This window comes from Paenibacillus dakarensis (assembly GCF_001373415.1).
Taxonomy (GTDB): Bacteria; Bacillota; Bacilli; order Paenibacillales; family Paenibacillaceae; genus Paenibacillus_AQ; species Paenibacillus_AQ dakarensis.
This window is the reverse complement of the sequence record NZ_CDSE01000030.1, coordinates 119,907-138,024: the sequence shown is the minus strand read 5'-3', so window position 1 is coordinate 138,024 and position 18,118 is coordinate 119,907. Positions and strand designations below refer to the sequence as shown.

The following is an 18,118-nucleotide window of genomic DNA, read 5'->3' as shown; positions in this document are numbered from 1 at the left end:
TACCACACGATGCTGGCAGGTGTGAAGACTGAGAATGGCCGAATCGTGAGTATTACGGTCTGCAACAAGTCAGGACTCAGCGAAATTGAAGGATCTGTATTCATTGACGGCACGGGTGATGGTGACCTGTCTGTTGGGGCCGGAGCGGAATTTACGAAGGGAAGGGAATCTGACGGGGCCATGCAGCCTATGACCCTGAAGATGAAAATGTATAACGTGGATATCCCCAAGGTTAAACAGTATATCCACGAACATCCGGAGGACTTCCCTCTATATAACGGGGATACATCAATTATCGAGAAGGCACCGCGGCTATCCGTTGGCGGATTTGACAGCCTGTTCAAGGAAGCAAAGGCTAAGGGTGAGATTTCAATCCCGAGAGAGAACATTCTGTTCTTCGAGACGAACAACCCGGGTGAGGTCATTATGAACACGACCCGGATACTGGGTCATGATGCCACAAATGCGATGAGCCTGAGCCGGGCTGAGATGGTAGGGCGTAAGCAGTGCCGTGAGCTGGAGCTGTTCGTACGGAAGTATATTCCGGGCTTTGAGGATGCAGTTGTGGAATCGACAGGCCCAACTATCGGTGTCCGTGGTTCCCGCCAGATCAAAGGAGTGTATACGCTTACAGCTGAGGACTTGCTGGAGCAGCGTCTGTTTGAGGATACGATTGCCCACTCAGGATATCCGATTGATATCCATAGTCCTGACGGCGAAGGAACGAAGCATCAGAAGCTGGAATGGGGCGGAATGTACAGCATTCCTTACTCCTGCATGATTACCGAGTCTGTACGGAATCTCATCGTCATTGGCCGCTGTATTTCGGCAACGTTCGAAGCGCAGGCGGCAATGCGGACAACACCGACTACAGGTGCTATTGGCCATGCCGGAGGTGTAGCAGCAGCGCTGGCTGCGAAGGAGGGGCTCGATGTTCAGAAGGTAAATATCAAGGAAGTACAGCGGATTCTTAAAGAGCAAGGAGCTTATTTGGAAGTGTAATACACAGCAGTTACCTTTTTGAGAGGGGTTATTGAAATGACAACGTTAATGTGGTTTCAAGCCATCGGTATTTTACTCGTCTTTCTGATCTTTGTCGGATTAATGATGGCCCGGAAACTTCCGACGATACTGGCTTTACCTTTAATGGCTGTAATATTTGCAGTTATTGCAGGGGTTCCGTGGATGTCCAGTGATCCTGAAACGGCAACGATTGCTAAGACGATTCTGTCAGCCGGCTCCATGCGTTTGTCGGGTGCCATTGCCGGCCTCGTGTTCGGTGCCTGGTTCGGACAAATTCTAAACAAAGTTGGAATCACGAAATCCATTATCCGAAAAGCGGCTGAGCTCGCCGGGGATAAACCGGTACTGATCGCAGTCTTGTTCTTTGCTACGGCATCTATCATTTTCTCCGCAGCCGGCGGTCTCGGCATGGTTATCCTCGTGGGTACGATTGTTATTCCGATCATGCTTACTGCAGGGATTTCCCAATTTGTTGCTTCGATCGTTGTAGTCTCTGCAGTGGGTGTAGGCGCATTGTTCAATGTCTCGAACTGGGCGGTTTATGTGGATGTTCTTGGTCTCTCCGTTGCGGAGATTGCTGATTACACGCTGGTAGCAGCCCTTCCGCTGATTGCATTATCGGTTGCTATGATTATTTTCTATATTAAAAAAGACGGTAAAGGCCGTAAAGCATGGGCTATGCCAAATACTACAGGCGGGGGAGAAGGTAAAAAAGTTCCAACGATTGCGCTCATCAGCCCGCTGGTACCGGTTATTCTCGTATTTGCCTTTAAGCTCGATATTGTTCCGGCTGTAGTGATCGGTGCGCTGGTAACGATTCTGCTAACTTGGCCGAAACGCCCGATTCATGTGCTCTCCAGTGCTTTGATTGAAGGGATTCAGGACATCGCTGGTGCGATGGCGCTCATGATTGGTATCGGTATTCTCTTGAATTCCGTTATGGCGCCGCAGGTATCGTCTCTCATCTCACCGCTGATTGAAGCCGTACTGCCTACGAATCCGATTATGTACATCGTGTTCTTTACATTGCTGTCACCGCTTGCTATTTACCGTGGTCCTCTGAACGTATGGGGTCTCGGAAGCGGTATTGCCGCACTGTTCGTATCGGCGGGCATGACCCCGATTGCTGCGATGCTCGCACTGCGTGTCGTAAGTAATGTGCAGGCTGTATCCGATCCAACGAACTCTCACAACGTTTGGGTTGCTGATTTTACAAAGAGTGATATTAACGAAATATTGAAAAAGACACTGCCTTGGATGATGGTTTCCGTTCTTATTTCGATGCTGATCGGGGCTTTCATGGTCTTTTAACCCGGCAGGTAAACCCGGGCGGGAGACGCAGCTATTATGCGTAGTCCCGCCTGTTACTTCAGGAGGAGAATGATGGAGAGAAGAAAAGTAAGGGTAGGAATAGATGTCGGGGGGACTTTTACAGACGCGGCAGTTATTGATAACGAAACGTATGAAGTCATAGAGAAGATGAAGATTCCAACCACTCACCATGACGAGGATGGAGTGGCGAAGGGAATCGTACAGATATTGAACAAAATTTTGGCAAGCCGGGGCATTCTGCCGGAGGATGTTACTTTTATCGCTCATGGAACAACACAGGCAACGAATGCACTTCTTGAAGGGGACGTTGCTTCCGTTGGTATTATCGGCATGGGATCGGGGATTGATGGCCTAAGTGCACGCTCGGAATCGAACCCTGGTGATATCGAGCTTGCTCCAGGCAAGTATCTGAAGACATATCATATGTATTTGGACTCCAAAGACTTAAAAGATGATCAGATCGAGACAGCTATTGATGATCTTGTAAGACAGGGTGCCGAGGTTATTGTCGCTTCAGAAGCCTACAGCGTTGATGATCCGACAAATGAGCTGCGGATTGTGGAAATTGCGAATCGAAAAGGCATTTATGCAACAGGCGGGCATGAAATTTCACAGCTGTACGGCCTCAAGACGCGGACAAGAACAGCGGTTGTAAATGCATCGCTCATCCCGAAAATGATGGAGACGGCCAACATGACGGAGAAGTCCGTCAAAAATGCGAATATCAAGTCCCAGCTCATGATCATGCGCTGTGATGGCGGTGTAATGAGCATTGATGAAGTGCGTAAGCGGCCGATTCTGACCATGCTGTCCGGTTTGGCTGCAGGCGTGGCTGGTGCATTGATGTATGAGAAGATCTCGGACGGTATTTTCTTCGAGGTCGGGGGCACCAGTGTAGATATTTCTGTCATTAAGAACGGTAAGGTTATGATCAAGAATGCACAGGTGGGAGGCCACCGAACCTACCTTCAGTCGCTTGATGTACGTACACTTGGTATTGCGGGCGGCAGCATGATCCGGGTGTCCGGCGGTAAAATTACGGATGTTGGCCCGCGGAGTGCGCATATTGCCGGTAAAGCTTATGAGGCATTCGCGAAGACAGAGCAAATTGTGAACCCCAAGGTGAAGTTTGTTAGTCCAAGGGAAGGCGATCCGGCGGAGTACATCATACTTGAGTGTGAGAACGGGGAGGAGTATTCCTATACTTTAGCCGGAGCAGCGAATATTCTTGGATATATTCCGGAAGGCGACTATGCTCAAGGGAATAAAGAGGCGGCGATTCGGTCGTGGGAAGCTCTTGCAGCACATGTCGGATTAAGTGTTGAAGAGGCCGCCCGAGCGGTTATGAACATCGCAATTGACAAAACGATGAAGACGGTCAATGAAATGATTGAGGATTATGAGCTGGACCGCTCCTTTGTTACCCTTGTAGGCGGCGGCGGAAGCGGTGCGGTGCTTGTGCCGGCGATGGCTGAGCGTGAAAATTTAAAGAGCAAGATCGCGAACAATGCTCCTTATGTATCCACCATTGGTGTGGCATTGGCTATGGTGAAGGAGCAACTGGAACGGACGGTTGTCAATCCGACTGATGAGGATATCAAGCGGATAAGGTCCGAGATTGTTGAGCGCATCGTAAAATCGGGTGCCAGTGAAGAGACGGTTGAGGTTACGATTGAAATCGACAGCCAGAAAAATATTTTGCGTGCGGTAGCCACCGGATCAACCGAGCTCCGCTCCAAGGATTTAGGGCAAACAGCGATGTCTGATCAGGAGATGGCTGTCATTGCTGCCAAATCGGTGGACCAGCCTCTGGAGACAACGAAGCTTGCCGCGAGAAGCGGGCGCTGGAGCCTGTTTGCCAGTGAATATGTGAAGAAATCTTTCTTTGGGCTTATTAAGAAGAAATCGAATAGCATAAGTGTGCTGGACCGGGAAGGTGTTGTGCGCTTCAAGAAAGCCAATGTACAGTACAAGAAGCTGACGAAAGCTCAGCAAGGCGGACTGCTCAGCGAGTTCTTGGATGACAATACGATTTATTCGGATGCGAATGCGACCATCCCGAAGGTATTTGTATTTTATAAAGAGAAGATGCTGGATCTCACAGGCATGCAAACGAAAGAGCAGCTGATGTCAATCCTGGAAATTGAAACGGAAATGCTTCGTGCAGAAGATGAAATGATTGTGGTTGCATATCAGTAGTAAGGGGCGGGGGAGGACAATGATGACGACTCGTGAAGCAGTACAGTCTTTAGATGACGAGACGATGGCATGTGCAGAGCTGGAACAGGATCCGCTGTTTCATAAAATTCCCAAAGACAAGATCCCGTATTACGTGCGAAGCTCCCTTGCCAGAGGCCGGGAAGCAGCCGTCCCGTTTATCGGGAGGGATATTCGGGAGCTGTGTGAAGAGGCAGGTCTGCGCTATGAAATCACGAGTCGGTCCGGTACGTTCCACAAGGTGCAATTTCGTGCACAGATCGACTTTGCCAAGAAGCCGCCAGAGATTATTGTCTATTCTGATTCTCTGGCCGGGTTGAAGCAATCCTATCAAGCGGTGGTTGGCATGAACTCGGAGGGATCCGAGCTGGCCCGATTGATCGATATTCATTTAGCACATGAGTTCTACCACTATCTTGAGTATCAATCCGGGAAATTTACGAATGAAGAGCTGGAGCCCATTGAAGTGTTCAGGGTTGGAAAATGGTTCGTGAAGCGTTCCAGTGTGGTGAAGACTAGTGAGATTGCGGCCCATGCCTTTTGCAAGGAGCTTACGCAGCTGCCCTGCCTGCCGAATGTGCTTGATTATGAGTACCTGATGCAGAATAAAGAGCTCTCCAAGGAGCAGTTTTCAGGCCGGGTTGAGCATTGGAAGTCGTGGCTTTAGCGCTTTATCAATACCTTACGCGGTGTGATATAATGGGGTTTGCTAGTGTTCATTGGTAGGTAGGAGGAGGTATCATGTCTTCACAGGTTCCCGCTGTTATTGCAAAAATTGTATCGCAAACACAGAAATTAACATACGGGGAGAATCAGATTGCTAACTTTGTCATTCATAACCCCGAATTTATTACACGGAACACCATAACGGCGATTGCCAACGAAATCGGCGTGTCAGAGACAAGCATTAACCGTTTTTGTAAAAAGGTAGGGTATAAAGGATTTAACGATTTTAAGATCGCTTTTGCCCAGGATGCTTTCTATCGTGACATGCAGGCGAAGAAAAAAGAAAGACGGGAGATCAATGCAATTGATGCTCTTGCGCTTGACTATAATGAGCTGATCGTTAATACTTCGGCGCTGATTACGGAGGAACAGCTGCATAAGGTGGTTAATCTGCTGAAGGGTGCGAGAAGGATTTTCCTGATCGGGCTGTTCGACTCCTTCCTGGCAGCCACCGCGCTAAAGAATCGTCTTGCCATCATCGGCATTATGTCAGAAGCGATCAGCGATAGCCGGGCGATGAAGATAGCCGCTTCCCAGTGCAGCCCGGAGGATGTGATGATCGCATTCTCACGTTCAGGCTCCACGAAGGAAATTGTGGATGCTGTGTCTATTGCCCAGATAAATCAGGCGAAGACGATCGCGATCACCTGTTATGATTCATCCCCGATCACGGAAAATGCGGTTGTTGATATGATCGTACCGGATAAAATTTCGGTCAGCAACAGCGCCTTGATGTCCAATCATATTACGTTCCTGTTCGTTGTGGATCTAATCATGAATATTTTCATTTCCTCGGACAAGAAGTATTTGAAGAAAAAGCTTGATAGTGAGGCCATTTTGGCAAGTGATCAATCGATTACGAATTATTTTTTATAACCTAAGAGAAGCGCTCCTTACCGGTATTACGGTGGGGAGCTTTTTTTTGCGGCAGGAGCATATAAATTAAATGGAACAAAGTCAGTATTTTAACCTGAAAAATGTTGTATAACAGTTAATATCTGGTTTATTATTTGAGGAAATATATCAAAGATATTCATTCTTATTTATAAAAGCAGAAAGGAAGTTGATTATGTCCAGATATCAGTGCGGGAGTAACTTGAAACTACGCTCATTAACATTACTTTTGCTCCCATTTATATTCTTGTTTAACTATCATGTAAGCGCTATTTATGCTGATGAAAATAAACAGAAGATCTACTATGTTTCCACCTCAGGGGATGACAGCAATCCAGGTACGTTAAGCAGTCCTTGGAGAACGATTCAAAAGGCGGCCGATACGCTCAAACCAGGTGAAACGGTCTTTGTCAGAGGTGGCGTTTATTCAGAATTCGTATCCATAAAATCTTCGGGCAGTAAGGAATCGGGGATGATTCAATTCGAAAACTACATGGGTGAGGTGCCTGTGATTGATGGTACTAATCTTCAATTGGAGAGCTCCAACCCGGCTCTGGTGCTTCTCTCCAATGCACATTTTGTGAAAATTAAAGGGTTCGAAATACGTAATCTGGGAACATCAGACCATTCTGTCTTTCCCGCTGGCATCAGAATTTACAATGGGGGCAGCAATATACAGCTTGTAGGGAATAATGTGCATCACATCAGGAATACATCAAATCGTGGAAATGCTCATGGAATTCATGTTTTAGGGAATACAGCCACCCCCATCACTAACCTTATTATTGATAATAATCAGGTTCACCATTTGACCTTAGGGAAGAGTGAATCGCTCACTTTAAGCGGAAATATAGACGGGTTCGAAATAACGAATAATAAAGTTTACGAAAATAATAACATCGGCATTGAACTCGCTGGATTTTATGGAGCATGCTCAGAACCATGTGTGGACCAGACTCGTAATGGTCTTGTTTCAGGGAATACCGTGTATCATATTGATTCCTCCAATAACCAGGCATATGGAACCGGAGTGCACGCAGCTGCCGGAATTTATGCCGATGGAGCAGCGAATATTATTATTGAGAGGAATCACTCATATCAGAATGACTTTGGAATCGAGCTGGCTAGTGAGAAACAAGGAAAGTATACGAGTCACATTACGGTTAGAAATAATTATATTCATCATAATTATGGCTCTGGAATTACACTAGGAGGGGCAAGTTCATCAAATGGCGGAGCCGTGGGCAATGTGATTATAAATAATACATTTATCGAAAACGATTCTTTGAAAAGAGGCGATGGAGATATCACTTTGCAATGGAATAACCAGAATAATCAGTTTTTAAATAATATCATATATTCGAATTCACAGAAACTACTGGTAAACAAAATAAATTCCAGCGGTTCGGGAAACAAGATGGATTTCAACGTGATGTATTCACTTAACGGTACCAAGGGAAGCGTGTGGAAATGGAATGGAGTTAAATACACGGCCTGGGGCACTTATAAAAATGAGACTGGAAATGATATGAATTCCTTGTATGGAGATCCTCACTGGGTAGATAAAGGGTCAGGGAATATAAGATTAAAGCCAGGTTCAATTGCTATAGACAAAGGTAAGGCATACTCAGGACTTGAAGGAGCATATGATTATTACGGGGCTCCAAGAAAAATAGGAAAGACGGTTGATGCTGGTGCTTCGGAGTATGTGTTTACTCCCATGAACAACAGCAAAAAGCCATATGTTATTGACGGCAATGAGAAGGATTGGAGCAAGATACCCGTATTAAGTAAAGGAACCGGTAATATAAAAAGCTTAAAAGCGACCCAGGATGAACACTTTCTGAGTGTTCTTGTGCAGGGACAAAATTTAGAAGGGAAGAACCAACTATTTCTAAATACAGATAATAGTCTTAAAACAGGATATACAAATTCATATTGGTCTTCCAGCGGTGCGGATTATATGCTCGAAAATGGCATTCTTTATGTTTACAGCGGAGAGGGAGAGAATGACTGGAACTGGTCTGAAATCCGGAATTATGTTAAAGCACCGAATTATGTTCTAACAAAGACCACTATGGAAATGTCCATTCCCCTCACTGACTTGAATGTGAATCAGCATGTCTTAATCAAAATAGGGTATATAAGATCGGATTTAATTAAAGATAAACTTCCTGTTAGCGGCGGGTTGATTAATGTCGTAAATACGAATAATTTAGCAGATAAAATGAAAATATTTCAAGCCATTTTGCTAGAATCCTGGAAAAACTGATATTGTTCTTGCGCTATTCACTCGTATTATTGTGAACAAAGTAATATTTTGTCAAATAAATCAACTAAAGTAATTGTAGTCTTTTTATGCTTTTATTAGAAAAATCTAATAGTAAATTATTCCTACACGTGGTAATATCGAATCACTTACCTATATTTATCAAGTCACCATAGATTGATTAACTTCGTAACGGGGTGAACAATTTGAAAGTATTAATTACCGGGGGCTATGGATTTATAGGTTCCCATGTGGCGGAGAGATTTAACAAGGAGGGGTGGGAAGTATACATCATTGATAATCTGATATCCGGATGTTTAAGCAATGTAAAGTTTAAACATAAAGGCTATCAATTATCTGTAGAGGACGCGAAATGTGAGGAAATATTTCGTTCCAACCAATTTAATGCTGTTGTCCATTTGGCTGCTCAAGTCAATGTAACAGCCTCGATAGAGAATCCGAATTTGGATACAAGATCGAATGTACTTGGTCTGGTGAATATGTTAAGCATGTCGAAAAAGTATGGGGTTCAGAAATTCATTTTCGCTTCATCTGCCGCAGTTTATGGGTTAAATGAAGATTTCCCGATTGACGAGTCATCTTCTAAAGACCCAATCTCACCTTATGGGATAAGCAAGCTGGTAGGAGAGTCCTACTGTACGAAGTGGAGTGAAATATACGAACTGGATACCTTATGTTTCAGATTCTCCAATGTGTATGGCCCTCGGCAAGGAAATGCGGGGGAAGGCGGTGTGGTTTCCATCTTTATGGAACATATTATGCGGGGGAAAGACCTCGTGATATATGGTGATGGAGAGCAGACCCGTGATTTTATATATGTAGAGGATGTTGCGGACGCTATCTTTAGATCATCTTATTCCTCCCTTAAAGGAGTCTACAATTTATCCACCGGACAAGAATGCTCTGTAAACAGCTTGGCTGAAGTGCTGGTTAATATGCATGGATCAGCGAATGTAATATATCAATCCCCTCGTAGTGCAGATATTAAACGCTCCGTATTGAACAACACAAAAATCAAACGTGATCTCGACTGGATTCCTTTATACAGCTACAAAGAGGGTTTAATTAAAACCTACGAATGGTTCAAGGATAATAATGTGGTGGAGTCCGATACAGCTACTGAGAAGGTACATAGTGAAGCATCAACAGAGTTTAGACAATCTATACAAAAAGTAAAACCTTACGCTGAAAATATATTAGCCTTCGCAGTGACGGCTTGGCTTACACTGAGTCAATGGGACATCGCTTATGCCTTTATTGACGTTAGTATGTTTTATATCGTGCTAATAGGCATAATTTATGGGAATCGGCAAGCGATTACTGCCGTTTTTTTATCTGTAGGACTGCTGATTTATGAAAAATTGGCGGATGGCCGAGAGATCATATCTTTACTGTATGACACGAATTTCTTCTTCCATGTCGCAGTCTATTTATTCATCGGACTGATCGTAGGGTATGCGATCGAACGGAAGAACCACCTCATGGAAATGAAAGATAACAAGCTCAGTGAGATGGAAGAACGCTATGAATTTTTAAACAATGTATATACCGAAGTTCGTGAAGTGAAAGATGAACTGCAGCTAAGGATCCAGAACAGCGGTGACAGCTTTGGCAAGATTTATTCAATTACAAAAGAATTGGAGAGCCTTGAACCAGAAGAGATATTCACTTCTACGGTAGGTGTGATTGAATCGATAATGCAGAGTAAGGCTGTCTCGATCTATATGGTTAATACCAACAAATCTTATCTGCGGCTTGTTGCTCATTCTACTGAAGTCATAAGCACTCAATTAAAATCGTTAAAGGTGGAAGAACATGATTATCTTCGCCAAATGTTATTGGAAGGAAAAGTACATCTGAATAAAGAGTTCGCGGCGAATGTTCCAATGATGTCTGCGCCTGTTATGAATAACGGAGAAATCGTGGCTGTTATTGCAGTTAACGATATGAACTTTGATAAATTCTCACTCTACTACCAGAATCTCTTCAAAACCACCGTAGAATTGGTTTCCTCTGCTCTATCCAGAGCTTCCTCCTATATTAAAGCAACCGAGAGCCAGCGTTATGTTAAGGATACGACGATTTTAACAAAAGAAGTCTTTGCCATGATATTAAATAATAAGAAGTTAGCCAAAGAGAAACATAACATCCAATATATGCTTTTGACTCAAAGCGGGGATTCCATTTCCTTGAAAGAATTTTCGGACAAAGTGAAAGGTCTGCTCAGGGAAACGGATTACGTAGGCATTGGGGAGAATAACGAGATTATGTTGTTACTGTCGAATACAGGTTCTCAGGACGCAGACCAGATTTTAGATCGCTTCTCTAAGAAAAATATTAAATTAGCCGTCATGGATGGAGAAATGGCCTGTGGGTGAGCTGTTCTGGATGGTATACATGATGATATCGGGTGCTCTATTGCTGCTGAACAATCGCATTTTTTCAAGAGAGTGGTTGCTTAAGTGGATTCTAGTGAGCATATTCCCTGTCGTTGGATGGTTGTTCCCTGTATTCTGGCCAAAATTATGGCTTCAAAAGAAGGACTTAGAAACTTTGGAGAAGTTAATAGAAATGGATGACGAGCCTGATTTGCAAACGAGCGGGCTTTATATGAACTTGGAGAGACATAAAGAACTTAATGTTGTATCTGTTGAAGAAGCTCTGATCGTAAGTGATCATTCGGACAGACGAGCGGTTATGATCGACGTGCTTAAACAAGACGTGATGAAATACATGGATATTTTGCAGACAGCTGTGAGTAATGAGGATACAGAGACCTCTCATTATGCAGTGAGTGCGATTATGGAAATAAAACGAAAGTTAACTCTTTCTTTGCAGCAGTTATCTGTTGAATATGAAGTGAATAAAGAAGATGCCAATATCGTTAGTGACTATGCTGAAGTGCTGAAGGGGTACATGCAGAGCGGATTTCTAGATGCACGAACCTTGAGAAAGTATCAGTTCACTTATCTTTTAGTACTAGAGCAGCTGATATTAATAACTCCTAATAACGAAGCAGCCTATACGGAGAAGATAAACACAGAGTTGGATTTAGGAGACTTTCAAACTGCAGAAAACACGGCATTAACGAACTTGAAGGAACATCCTGATAGTGAAGAGGCTTACCTCTCCCTGCTGAAAGTGTATTTCTATATGAAATCCTATTTGAAGATTCAGGAAACGGTAGATTCGATAAAGAGATCACCACTCCGTCTCTCAAACCGCGCTCTGACATTAGTCAGATTTTGGTCGGAAGGAGCTTGATCTGATGAGAAATAGTATTCATTTTAAACGCGACGTATACATCATCTTGATCGCCATTGTGATATTGACACTGGTATTACAAATTGGACGGTCTGAATATGTCCTTCAGTCGAGTAAAAACAGCAGCCTTGCCGAAGATCGCAGGATATTAAATCAATCTAATGTTCCATCTCATATTGCTGATGATGAATTGATGTATTGCGTAATCTTCGACTCGATGGATGAAGAAAGTATTCTGGTGAAGAATAATGCAGTGAAGACGCTGGAATATATGAAGAAGAATGTAAAAACCACCGATGTTTTCAATGATTATCTGAAGTTGGAGAACTGCGTCAGCACGATTATTACCAATAGGCAATTGGACTCCCTAGATGATATTAGCTTGGTATCCGATTATGTAAATCGTGGTGGATACGTGATGTTTGCCAATATTTTGGAACAGGATTCTTCTTTCTATCAAATTTATAGGAAACTTGGTATTACTGCCACTGGTGAATGGAAGAGCACACAGGGCATTGAGCTTAATTCAAATGTATTAATTGGAGAAAAAGGATTTGTCATCGATGATCCGTTTATGTTGAACGTGGCTAATACAGTAGCTCTCGACGATTCAGTAGAACTTCTAGCCTCCAGTCTTGAGGGGATTCCGCTCATGTGGAAAAAAAACTACGGGCAGGGCGCCTTTCTAGTTTTTAACGGAACGATGCTGGAGGTGAAAATTAGCAGGGGATTATTTGCGGGCGGTATCAGTTTGGTAGAGCCGGACTTTATTTATCCAATATTCAATTCAAAATTGGTATTTATTGATGATTTCCCATCCCCTATTCGGAGAGGAACGATTCCTGCCATTTACGAGGCATATCAGAAAGACATCCCGCAGTTTTATCGTGATATCTGGTGGCCTGATATGTTGAAAGTGGCAAAGAGAACAGGTCTGAAATATACAGCGGTGCTTATTCAATCTTATAACGACAAGGTCGAGGAGCCATTTCAGAATCCGGATGATGCGGATCGGCATAATCTGATCTCTTATGGACGAGAGGTGATTAAAAGCGGTGGAGAGATCGGAATCCATGGCTATAATCATCAATCTCTGCAAACCAGCAGGGAGATAGCTGATTATTACGAATATAACCCCTGGGACAGCATGGAAACAATGGCTAAATCGGTGGCAGAGGCTCTTGAATTTACGAACAAGGCTTTTCCCAAATACCAGCTGTTAACCTATGTACCACCGTCCAACATGCTAGACGAAGAGGGAAGGAAAGCGTTGAAAAAGGCCTGGCCTGACTTAATGGTCATATCTTCGTTGTATGAAGAAGATATGAACAATGTGTCCTATATGCAGGAGTTTGAGGTGGCGGAAGACGGTATTATTGAGATGCCCCGAATCACGTCGGGTTATGTAGATACTCCTTTTGTACGTTGGGCAGAGGCAAGCACGATAACTCAACTTGGGGTTTACTCCCATTTTATCCATCCTGACGATATCTTGGACGAAGAACGGGGTAAGCAGATGTCTTGGGAAGAGCTATATAAAGGTTTTGCATTCAAAATGGATCGGTTGAAAACCACTTACCCATGGATGCGGGCAACAACTTCTGCTGAAGGGGCCATAGAAATGGAAAAAACACTGAACTCACAAGTGAAATGGACTCGTGATGATCATTCCATTCGCGGTGAGATCTCTAACTATCATGGTGATTTGTATTATATTTTGCGAACGGAACGAGCAATAGGCAAATTGAACAATTGCCTGGTTACCAAGATTGATCAAAATACGTATCTGGTTAATGCGAAAAGTGAAAAATTTGAAATCGGATTGGGCGATAAACGATGAAAATATGCATAATTGCGGAAGGTTCTTACCCTTATATCACCGGTGGAGTATCCAGCTGGATTCATAGCATGATCCGGGAAATGCCTGAAAATGAATTCATTATATACGCCATAGGTGCCCAAAGTAAACAGCAAGGAAAATTCAAGTATGTTCTTCCTGGTAACGTTATTGAAATCAAGGAAGTGTTTCTTGATGCCTATCTGGATGAGGAAGGAGCATGGGGGCGTCACTTCAGGCTGGCAGAGAAACAGATTACAGCCCTTCGTTCCTTGCTCGGTGGTGAAAGTGAAGTGAAATGGGAAGATATATTTGATTTGTTTCGTTCTTCAAGGTTTACGTCGGCAGCGGAGTTTCTGTCCAGCAAAGATTATTTTGATGTCGTTGAAGAACTGTGCCGTTCCAAATATTCTCTTGTCCCGTTTACAGAGATGTTCTGGACAGTAAGATCTATGATTATGCCTTTGATATTAACCATTCGCCATGATGTTCCTGAAGCTGATGTATATCATAGTGTATCAACTGGTTATGCAGGGGTCGTTGGAGCATTAGCTAAGCATATTCATGGTAAACCGTTGATTCTCACCGAACACGGCATTTATTCGCGTGAGCGTGAAGAAGAAATAATAAAGGCGGATTGGGTTAGGGGATACTTTAAAGATTTATGGATTGAATATTTTTACACTCTATCAGGCTGTGTTTACCATGCTGCAGATCAGATTACAACTTTATTTAGCCGAAATAAGGAAATACAAGTGGAACTGGGATGTGAAGCCGATAAAATTCGTATTATTCCCAATGGAGTTAATCTTCCTGATGTTTCTACCATTCCTTCAAGGCCGGTGGACGGAAAGGTGAAGATTGGCGCAGTCGTCAGAATTGTACCTATAAAAGATATTAAAACGATGCTTCAATGCTTCGCTATCGTTAAAAGAGAAGTACCACAAGCAGAATTAATGATTATGGGGCCGATCGAAGAGGATGATGAGTATTATGTTGAATGTCTGCAAATGGTGGAATCCCTGGAGCTTCAAGATGTGATTTTTACAGGAGAAGTTCAAGTGATGGACTACTTGTGGCAGATGGATATTTTACTGTTAACCAGCATTAGTGAAGGGCAGCCATTGGCTGTGCTGGAGGGAATGGCTTGTAGTAAACCATTTGTCACAACCAATGTTGGAAGCTGCAAGGAATTGCTTTATGGACTGAATGACGGTATTGGACCAGCGGGGATTGTTGCTCCGGTTATGCACTATGAAGTTTTAGCACAGAGCATCATTAAGCTATGCAAAGAGGAGACGCTCCGTGAAGAGATGGGACATAACGCACTGAAGCGAGTTTCCCGTCATTACAAATATGAAGATTTTATTAACAGTTATAAGAAGCTTTATGCATCACTAGGGGGGGTGGAAGCATGGCCGGAATCGGCTTTGAATTAAGAAAATTATTCAGAGAACAAGGCCTGATTAATCATGTGAAGGCATACACCTTCTCCACGCTCACAACCATTGGTCCGATGTTGTTATGTATATTTCTAATTATTGTCCTTCAAAGATTTATGATTGCGAGTAATGGGACATATCAGGATTGGGAATTGTATATTTCAACCATGCAATATGCTTTTATCTTCTCCATCATTATCACTGGCGGGATCAGTATGGTGTTGACCCGATTTATAGCAGATATGATTTTTGAAAAGAAATATGAACATCTTCTTTCCTCATTCTATGGGGCATTAATCATTTGTTTGCCTTTGACTGCACTTGCAGCTTGGTTGTTTTTACAGGGAGTATCTGCCGGGATTGGATATAAGGTTGCCAGTTATCTGTTTTTTATGGAGCTAGTCGTTGTATGGCTGCAGTCTGTGTATTTATCTGCTTTGAAGGATTACACCCGGATTGTTCGGTCATTCTTAATTGGAATAGTGATTTCTCTATTGACTGGCTTTATATTGCTCACCTTTACCTCTATGAATGCGACTACAGCAGCTGTGTTTTCTATTGATATTGGTTTTCTGATCATTATATTGATGTCCTTTTATCATTTTGAACAAGTGTTTCCTGCAAAGCAGCCCAAGCAGTTGTTTGCCTTTACCAGCTACTTCAAAAAATACCCGTCCTTATTTTTTATAGGGACATTTATGTATTCGGGGATCTACATGCATAGTTTCGTGTATTGGCTAGGTGAGAAAGGTGTATGGGTTGCAGAGAGATACGCAGTATCTTTTTATTATGATTTACCTGTATTTTATGCGTTTTTATCCGTCGTGCCGTCACTCGTAACGTTTGTAGTATCTGTGGAAACCTCATTTTATGTAAAGTTCAGAAACTATTATAAGTATGTTATTGAAGGGGGCACCTGGATTGAAATAGACCGCGCCAGAAAAGAAATGCAGCAAACATTAGTGCAATCCGTCAGCTTTCTAATGCAAGTGCAGCTTTTGTTTACGGTTGTTTCCTTGGCAATAGGGATGAAGATCCTCCCCAAGATTGGATTTACAATGGCCCAGCTCGATGTATTTACGATACTGGTCCTGGGTTACTTTTTGTTCATCATGATGTTTATATTGCTTCATCTATTACTGTACTTTGATGATCGAAGAGGAGTATTGGTTTTAAGTTCAGCATTCATCTTAATGAATTTAGGTTTCACCCTATGGTCAATGAAGACGGGCAGTGATGGACTTGGGATGCTTATCGCTTCCTTACTAGGGCTAATTGGAGGCATTATGAGACTTTTACATGTACTTCGTAATCTTGATTATTATACGTTCTGTTCCCAGCCACTTCACCAGGCGAAGAATAAAACGGCTGCACCATCCAAATGGATCGGAAAATCCTTTTCAATCATTGGGATGCTGCTTCTGTCTGGAATGGTTCTCTCGGCATGCACAGATGCAACAGGGAAAGAAGCAGAAACGAAGCCGGAGCTTAAAACTAGCTCTGCACCTGCATCTGAATCAGAGACGCACAAATTATCTGAGGATAAGAGAATATATTCAAAAGATGAAGATGATTCAGTCAAAACATTGTACATCACCGTTCTCCCTGATAAATCAGGTAAGACTCCAGAGCTAAATTGGTATAACTTAAATCGAAATACCGATCGCTACAGTGAAGAGAATTTAAAGGTAATTATGCAGGAGGGAAAACCGGATGGCAGGGGTCCTTCTGAAGGGATGTTTGGATACGGAGCAAGTGAGGCTAACGCTAAAATCAGTCTTCGGGGTAATACGGCCAGATATACTTCTCAAAAATCATACAAACTCCGCCTTTATGATGAAGCTGGATTATGGCTTAATCAGAGAACCATTAATCTGAATAAGCATTCATTAGACTTATCCAGAGTGCGAAATAAACTCAGTTTTGATTTGCTGGAGACTCTTCCCAATATAACCAGCTTGCGAACACAATTTGTGCATGTATATGTGAAAGACCTTTCTGAAGGTGGATCCGATTCCGTATTTAAGGACTATGGCCTTTATACACAGGTAGAACAGCCTAATGAAAAGTTTTTGAAGTCCCACTGGCTCGATCCCTATGGACATTTGTATAAAGTAGCATTCTTTGAGTTCAATCGATATCCGGACCAAATAAAATCCCAGTCTGACCCGGCTTACGATAAGAAGAAGTTTGAGACGATTCTTGAGATTAAAGGGCGGGAAGATCATGATAAGCTGATCCAAATGCTTGATGATGTAAATGATATGTCGATGTCAATCGATGAGGTCATGGAGAAGCATTTTGATCTTGATAATTATCTAACCTGGCTGGCATTTAATATTTTGTCGGACAATATGGATACGGACGCGAATAATTTTTACCTGTACTCGCCTCTTAATTCCAATAAATGGTATTTCCTTCCTTGGGACTATGACGGAGGGTGGGGATCGCAAAGAAACAATCGGAGTATAAGTGATTACCAGCAGGGATTAAGCAATTATTGGGGCGGTATACTACATAACCGTTATTTTCGCTCTGAACAGCATGTTAACCAGTTGAAAGATAAAATTGAGGAGCTGTCTAAAGTTATAAATGAGGAAACTGTGGCGAAGCAGCTACAGATATATCAGAAGCAGGTGGAGACTTTCTCGTTCCGCTCACCTGATCTGGATTTCCTACCGGGATTAAAGAGTGAAATTGCTAATGAGTTTGAAGAAATCACCAAAATACCGGAGCTTGGGAAGAAGCTGTTTCTTGAAGATCTGGAAAAGCCCAAACCATTCTATTTAGGTGATGTAGATCAAGACAATGGAAGTCTTTATTTTGTCTGGGAAAATGCATTCGACTTGCAAGGTGATGATCTTCTGTATGATTTGACGGTATCACGTGATCCTGGATTCACTCAGATCGTAGCGGAGAAGAAGAGCATCTCAACGACTCAATTTACAATGAAAGAACTCCCTGAGGGAACCTACTACTGGAAAGTTACGGTGCGTGATTCCAAGGGAAATTCCCAAATTGCATTTGATAGCATCATATATGATGAAGAAGGAACTTTTTTCTATGGATTAAGAGAATTTGAGGTGGAGTAAG

At 43.0% G+C, this 18,118-nt stretch carries 11 protein-coding genes; all 11 read left to right on the top strand.

The window, feature by feature from the left end; genetic code table 11:
* Positions 1-1,002 (top strand): FAD-dependent oxidoreductase (locus BN1234_RS08835; RefSeq protein ID WP_054956301.1); only part of this gene is annotated, 1,002 nt, incomplete at its 5' end.
* 36 nt (positions 1,003-1,038) lie between these two features.
* Positions 1,039-2,334 (top strand): TRAP transporter large permease subunit, encoded by a 1,296-nt coding sequence (locus BN1234_RS08830; RefSeq protein WP_082423143.1) that lies wholly within the window; start codon positions 1,039-1,041, stop codon positions 2,332-2,334.
* 72 nt (positions 2,335-2,406) lie between these two features.
* Entirely contained in the window at positions 2,407-4,554 is a 2,148-nt protein-coding gene (locus tag BN1234_RS08825; protein ID WP_054956292.1) for a hydantoinase/oxoprolinase family protein, read from the top strand.
* 19 nt (positions 4,555-4,573) lie between these two features.
* Positions 4,574-5,239 carry a hypothetical protein gene (locus BN1234_RS08820; protein WP_054956291.1) on the top strand — a complete coding sequence of 222 codons (666 nt, stop codon included), beginning with the start codon at positions 4,574-4,576 and terminating at the stop codon, positions 5,237-5,239.
* A 74-nt stretch (positions 5,240-5,313) separates the two neighbouring features.
* On the top strand, positions 5,314-6,174 hold the full coding sequence (locus BN1234_RS08815; protein ID WP_054956290.1) for a MurR/RpiR family transcriptional regulator: 861 nt from the start codon (positions 5,314-5,316) through the stop codon (positions 6,172-6,174).
* Positions 6,175-6,367: 193 nt separating this feature from the next.
* Positions 6,368-8,464 (top strand): right-handed parallel beta-helix repeat-containing protein, encoded by a 2,097-nt coding sequence (locus BN1234_RS08810; protein ID WP_054956289.1) that lies wholly within the window; start codon positions 6,368-6,370, stop codon positions 8,462-8,464.
* 203 nt (positions 8,465-8,667) lie between these two features.
* The gene (locus BN1234_RS08805; protein ID WP_054956288.1) at positions 8,668-10,860 is read left to right on the top strand and encodes an NAD-dependent epimerase/dehydratase family protein; all 2,193 of its coding nucleotides are present in this window, start codon (positions 8,668-8,670) and stop codon (positions 10,858-10,860) included.
* On the top strand, positions 10,853-11,746 hold the full coding sequence (locus tag BN1234_RS08800; RefSeq protein ID WP_054956287.1) for a Rossmann-fold NAD(P)-binding domain-containing protein: 894 nt from the start codon (positions 10,853-10,855) through the stop codon (positions 11,744-11,746). The genes BN1234_RS08805 and BN1234_RS08800 overlap by 8 nt, the downstream gene beginning before the upstream one ends.
* 4 nt (positions 11,747-11,750) lie before the next feature.
* Positions 11,751-13,586 carry a DUF2194 domain-containing protein gene (locus tag BN1234_RS08795; protein WP_054956286.1) on the top strand — a complete coding sequence of 612 codons (1,836 nt, stop codon included), beginning with the start codon at positions 11,751-11,753 and terminating at the stop codon, positions 13,584-13,586.
* Entirely contained in the window at positions 13,583-15,022 is a 1,440-nt protein-coding gene (gene pelF, locus BN1234_RS08790) for a GT4 family glycosyltransferase PelF (RefSeq protein ID WP_054956285.1), read from the top strand. Before BN1234_RS08795 ends, pelF begins: the two co-directional genes overlap by 4 nt.
* The gene (gene pelG / locus BN1234_RS08785; RefSeq protein WP_054956284.1) at positions 14,998-18,117 is read left to right on the top strand and encodes an exopolysaccharide Pel transporter PelG; all 3,120 of its coding nucleotides are present in this window, start codon (positions 14,998-15,000) and stop codon (positions 18,115-18,117) included. Before pelF ends, pelG begins: the two co-directional genes overlap by 25 nt.
* Position 18,118: the final 1 nt, after the last annotated feature.

Coding starts and splice junctions, on each gene's coding strand:
- BN1234_RS08830 (WP_082423143.1), top strand. CDS start 1,039: ATGACAACGTTAATGTGGTTTCAAGCCATCGGTATTTTACTCGTCTTT.
- BN1234_RS08825 (WP_054956292.1), top strand. CDS start 2,407: ATGGAGAGAAGAAAAGTAAGGGTAGGAATAGATGTCGGGGGGACTTTT.
- BN1234_RS08820 (WP_054956291.1), top strand. CDS start 4,574: ATGATGACGACTCGTGAAGCAGTACAGTCTTTAGATGACGAGACGATG.
- BN1234_RS08815 (WP_054956290.1), top strand. CDS start 5,314: ATGTCTTCACAGGTTCCCGCTGTTATTGCAAAAATTGTATCGCAAACA.
- BN1234_RS08810 (WP_054956289.1), top strand. CDS start 6,368: ATGTCCAGATATCAGTGCGGGAGTAACTTGAAACTACGCTCATTAACA.
- BN1234_RS08795 (WP_054956286.1), top strand. CDS start 11,751: ATGAGAAATAGTATTCATTTTAAACGCGACGTATACATCATCTTGATC.
- pelF (WP_054956285.1), top strand. CDS start 13,583: ATGAAAATATGCATAATTGCGGAAGGTTCTTACCCTTATATCACCGGT.
- pelG (WP_054956284.1), top strand. CDS start 14,998: ATGGCCGGAATCGGCTTTGAATTAAGAAAATTATTCAGAGAACAAGGC.